Genomic DNA, 5,193 nt, shown 5'->3' with positions numbered 1-5,193 from the left:
GTACGCGTACCGCGCCGCGACGGCGGCCGAGTTCCTCACGGCGCAGAGCCGGCTCATCGGACTCGGGAACCTCGACATCCTGACCGACCCGGTGCTCAGGCGCTGGATGCTCACCGAGGCGTTCTGGCTCACCGGGCCCGTGGCCGGCGCGCTGGCGGCCGGCGGCCTGATCGCGTCCGCCGTCAGGCGCACGGCGGCAGACGCGCTCGTCGCGGGCATGATGCTGGCCGGCGCGCTCTTCTTCCTCGTCGAGAACACCCACTCGTACTACCTCGTGGCCGCCACGCCCTGGGTCGCCATCGCCGCAGCACGGCTTCTGTGCCCGCCGGGCACCCGGCGCGCGCGGGCATGGGTGGCGGTGACCGTCGCCGCCGCGCTGCTCGGCGCGCTGACGGCCGCGACCTTCATCGGGGCGAAGAAGACCGGGGCGTTCTCGATGGCATCGCTGCCGCGCTACCTGAAGACCGTCGGGGCCGACCAGCCGGACACGACGCTCATGCACCTCGAGCGCCTGAGTTTCGCCGAGGAGATCCGCTACTACGCCCCCGGCCTGCGGACGATCACCGACAGCCAGGCGCCTCCGGCCGAGGGCCACGTCGTGCTGCTGTCGTCGCCTGCGGTCCACCAGGGCAACGTCCCCACCTGGAGCCTCGGGCGCACCGTGACGCGGCCGGTGCTGTTCGGCTTCGCCATCGTCATGGACCCGGGCAACATGAACCACTTCGCCCCGCTGTCCGTGAAGGTCGCGCAGGTCGGCGGACTCCTGCGCTTCGGGACCGTGGTCGATCGGATCGAGACGCCGTACAGCCTCTACCTCGTGCGGTGAAGGGCGGCTCCTGGGCGCGGAAGCGGTGTAGACTCGGCGGGAGCACGCGAACCTCCGAGAGGCGCCCGCCCACATGACACCCCGCTCCGCCGCGACCACCATCGACGAGTACGTCGCCGAGTTCCCGCCCGAGACGCGCGCGGTGCTCGAGCGCATGCGCGCGCTCATCCACGCGGCCGCGCCCGACGCCGTCGAGACGATCAGCTACGCGATCCCCACCTTCGACCTGGACGGCACGCACCTGGTGCACTTCGCCGGCTACGCGAGGCACGTCGGCTTGTATCCGACCGGCAGCGGCGCCGAGGCGTTCCGCGACGAGTTCTCGGCGTACAAGACCGGCAAGGGGTCGGTGCAGTCCCCGCTCGGCGAGCCGCTTCCCGAGGACCCCATCACGCGCGTGGTGGGGTTCCGCATCGGGCAGGTGTGCGGATGAGCATCCACACCGGCCGGGGCGACGGCGGCGAGACCTCGCTGGCAGGCGGCGGCCGCGTCTCGAAGGCCGACCCGCGCGTCGAGGCGTACGGGGCGATCGACGAGGCGGCCGCCCACGTCGGGCTGGCGCGCGCGCTGACGGACGACCCGCGTCTCGGCGAGATGCTCGCGTTCGCCCAGCACCGGCTGCTCAACTGCGCGGCCGTCACGGCTACCCCGCCCGACGCACGCGACGCCGCCGCGCCCGGGGTGTGCGACGACGACGTGGCAGCCCTCGCGTCCGCCTGCGACCGCTTCATGGACGCCGCCGGCCCGCTGTCCGGCTTCGTGGCCGGCGGCGGCACCCCGCTCGCCGCGCAGCTCGATGTCGCCCGCGCGGTGGTGCGCCGCGCGGAACGCCGCGTGGTGGCGCTCGACGAGCCCGCCGACGCGTGCGTCGCGCGATTCCTCAACCGCCTCTCGGACGCACTGTTCGCTGCGTCCCGGTGCGCACTCGCACAGGACGGCGCCGCCGAGGAGGCGTGGGATCCGTACGCGCCCCGGCCGGAGGGGTAGCGCGCCTACCTACCCGCCCACGCGCCCCGCTCCGGCGACCAGGTCCTTGACCACGCGCGGGTCCGTGAGCGTCGAGATGTCGCCGAACGCCTCGGCGTCCGTCTCGCCCGCCGCGATCTTGCGCAGGATGCGGCGCATGATCTTGCCTGAGCGCGTCTTGGGCAGGTCGGCGGCGAACTGGATGCGGTCCGGCTTGGCGATCGGCCCGATGACGGTGCGCACGTGGCCCGACAGGATGCTCTCGAGTTCATCGGAGGCGGTGAAACCGTCGCGCAGGACGACGTACGCGTGCAGGCCCTCGCCCTTGACCGGATGCGGGAATCCCACGACCGCGGCCTCAGAGACGGCCTCGTGACTCACGAGCGCGCTCTCGACCTCCGCGGTGCCGATGCGGTGCCCTGACACGTTGATCACGTCGTCGACCCGGCCGAGCAGCCAGAAGTAGCCGTCGGCGTCGCGGCGCGCGCCGTCGCCGGTGAAGTACCGCCCCGGGAACCGCTCGAAGTACACCTCACGCATGCGCGTGTGCTCCGGATCGCCCCAGGTGCCGCGCATCATGCCCGGCCAGGGCCTCTCGATGACGAGGTATCCCCCCTCGTCGACGCCCGCCTCGCTGCCGTCCTCGAGCAGCACCTTCGGCTCGACCCCGAAGAACGGCACGGTCGCCGAGCCGGGCTTGAGCGGCGTGGCGCCCGGGAACGGCGTGATGAGGAAGCCGCCGGTCTCGGTCTGCCAGTAGGTGTCGGCGATCGGGCAGCGCCCGCCGCCGATCTGTGCGTGATACCACTCCCAGACCTCGGGATTGATCGGCTCGCCCACGGTGCCGAGCAGGCGCAGCGATGACAGGTCGTAGCGCTGGGGCCAGCCCTCGCCGTGGCGCATGAGGGCGCGGAGCGCGGTCGGCGCGGTGTAGAAGACCGAGACGCGGAACTTCTCGACCACGTGCCAGAAGCGGCCGGGGTCCGGGTAGGTCGGCACGCCCTCGAACATGATCGTGGTGGCGCCGGCCGCCAGCGGGCCGTAGACGATGTAGGAGTGCCCCGTCACCCAGCCGATGTCGGCGGTGCACCAGAAGACGTCCTCGTCGCGATGGTCGAAGACGGTCTCGAAGGAGCGCTGGGCGTAGAGCAGGTAGCCCGCGGTCGTGTGCAGGACGCCCTTCGGCTTGCCGGTGGAGCCCGAGGTGTACAGGACGAACAGCGGGTCCTCGGCGTCCATGACTTCCGGTTCGGCGGGCTTGCGGACCTCCGGCGCAGTGACCTCCTGCTGCCACCAGGTGTCGCGCCCCGGCTCCATGTCCACGTCGCCGGCGCCGCGCTGGACCACGATGCACGCCTCGATGGTGGGGCATTCGAAGTGCGCCTCGTCGGCGGCGGTCTTGAGCGGCACCTTGCGGCCGCCGCGGATGCCCTCGTCCGCGGTGACGAGCAGCTTGGCGCCCGAGTCCTGGATGCGGTCCTTCAGCGCCGTGGCCGAGAAGCCGCCGAACACCACCGAGTGGATCGCGCCGATGCGCGCGCACGCGAGCATGACGATCGGCAGCTCCGGGATCATCGGCAGGTAGATGGCGACTCGGTCTCCTCGGCCGATGCCCTTCTTGCGCAGCACGTTGGCGACCTTGCAGACCTCGTGATGCAGGTGCTGGTAGGTGAACGTGCGCGTCGAGCCGTCGTCGCCCTCCCAGATGAGCGCGGCCTTGTTGCGTCGCCAGGTGGTGAGGTGCCGGTCGAGGCAGTTCACCGACGCGTTGAGCGTGCCGCCTGCGAACCAGGTGAAGTCGAGCGCCTCGAACCCGCCGCGGCGCACCGGCGCTTCCGGCGGCGTCATCCACTCGAGCGTGGCGAGCGCGCTGTCGAGCCAGTAGGCGTCGGGGTCGGACACCGAGCGCGCGTACTCGGCGAGGTACGCGTCCATGCCCGAGACGCGCGCGGCGGTGACGAAACCCGCCGGCGGCTCGACCACCCGCTGCTCGGCGCTGAGCCTCTCGATCCCGTGCTCGCCGGTCTCCTGGGACATGGTGCCTCCGTCCGAGTCGTGAAAACGCCGTCCTAGCGTATCTTCCCTCGCCTATACTGGTTCCCCCGGGAAGCCGGTCTTGGCGAAAGAGAACGGGAGCACGTGGGCAACCCTTCGATGAAGTACGAGATGCTCCTGTCGAGGATACGCAACCTCGGCAGCGTGCTCGTCGCATACTCCGGCGGCGTCGACTCGACGCTGCTCGCGTTCGCCGCGCACGCAGTGCTCGGCGAGCGGGTGCTGGCCGCGCTCGCCGTCTCCGACGTCTACCCGGCCGCCGAGCTCGACAGCGCGCGCTCGACGGCGGCCGCGCTCGGGCTGCGCCTGGTCGAGGTGGAGACCTGCGAGCTCGTGGACCCGCACTTCCGCGCCAACGGCCCGGACCGCTGCTACCACTGCAAGACCGAGCTGTTCTCGCTGCTGCGCAGCCACGCCGACGCCCGCGGCCTGCGCTGGGTGCTCGACGGCAGCAACGTCGACGACCTCGCCGACCACAGGCCCGGCCGCCGCGCCGCCGCCGAGTACGGCGTCATCAGCCCGCTGCAGGACGCCGGCATGCACAAGGCCGACGTGCGCGACACCGCCCGCATGCTCGACCTTCCGAACTGGGACAAGCCCTCGATGGCGTGCCTCGCCTCGCGCTTCCCGTACGGCACGCCGATCACCGAGCCCGACCTGCACCGCGTCGCGATGGCCGAGGAGGGCCTGCGCGCAATCGGGCTGCACCAGTTCCGCGTGCGGACCCACGGCGACGTCGCCCGGCTCGAGGTCGACCCGTCCGAGCAGGAGCGCGCGTTCGAGATGCGCGCCGAGGTCGCCGGGATCCTCCGCGAGGCGGGCTTCCCGTACGCGGCCCAGGACCTCGACGGCTACCGCTCCGGGTCGCTCAACGAGACGCTGTCCGAGGAGGACGCCGCGGCGGCCGAGGAGCCCGAGCCGCCGGCTCAGCCGGCGAAGGCCGCCAGCTCGCGCAGGTCGAAGTCGGGCGCGAAGGGGTCGAGCACGGTCACGTCCCCGTAGCGGCGCCGGTGCTCGAAGTCCTCGGAGAGGACGAGTCCGATGCCGTGCTCGCGCGCCGCGACGAGGAGCTGCGCGTCCCACACGCTCAGGCCCCACGTCACCGACGCACCGATCGCGTATGCGGACACCTCCGGCGTCACCTGCAACGAGTCCCACGACACGAGCAGCCAGATCGCCAGGTCGGCCGCACGCGCGGGTGCCACGCGCAGGTGCGCGCTGCGCGTGAGCGCGTTGAAGAACTCGCACGCCACCTGTCCGGTGATGCGTCCGGCGCCCGAACGGAACAGCCAGTCGGTCACCTCGATCGCCGTGCGCTGCTTCCCGGGATCCGAGCGGTCGTGCGT

The 5,193-nt window shown here is 72.0% G+C and carries 4 protein-coding genes; 3 read left to right on the top strand and 1 reads right to left on the bottom strand.

What is annotated here, in order from left to right; all coding sequences use genetic code 11:
* Positions 1 to 899 precede the first annotated feature (899 nt).
* Together FDZ70_06070 and FDZ70_06065 are read left to right on the top strand one after the other, a co-directional pair.
* On the top strand, positions 900 to 1,259 hold the full coding sequence (locus tag FDZ70_06070) for a hypothetical protein (protein TLM76832.1): 360 nt from the start codon (positions 900 to 902) through the stop codon (positions 1,257 to 1,259).
* On the top strand, positions 1,256 to 1,813 hold the full coding sequence (locus FDZ70_06065) for a cob(I)yrinic acid a,c-diamide adenosyltransferase (protein ID TLM76831.1): 558 nt from the start codon (positions 1,256 to 1,258) through the stop codon (positions 1,811 to 1,813). The genes FDZ70_06070 and FDZ70_06065 overlap by 4 nt, the downstream gene beginning before the upstream one ends.
* Positions 1,814 to 1,822: 9 nt before the next feature.
* Here FDZ70_06065 and acs read toward each other — a convergent pair whose 3' ends face one another.
* Complete coding sequence (gene acs, locus FDZ70_06060) at positions 1,823 to 3,829, bottom strand: acetate--CoA ligase (protein ID TLM76830.1); 2,007 nt, start codon at positions 3,827 to 3,829, stop codon at positions 1,823 to 1,825.
* 117 nt (positions 3,830 to 3,946) lie between these two features.
* On the opposite strand from acs, the gene larE reads away from it, so the two are divergent.
* A complete protein-coding gene (gene larE / locus FDZ70_06055; protein TLM76833.1) occupies positions 3,947 to 4,849 on the top strand; it encodes an ATP-dependent sacrificial sulfur transferase LarE in 903 nt (300 codons plus the stop codon).
* The last annotated feature ends 344 nt before the right edge of the window (positions 4,850 to 5,193 follow it).

The organism is Actinomycetota bacterium (assembly GCA_005774595.1).
Lineage (GTDB): Bacteria > Actinomycetota > Coriobacteriia > Anaerosomatales > D1FN1-002 > D1FN1-002.
The sequence above is the reverse complement of the archived record's forward strand: the minus strand, read 5'-3'. Positions and strand labels throughout refer to the sequence as shown.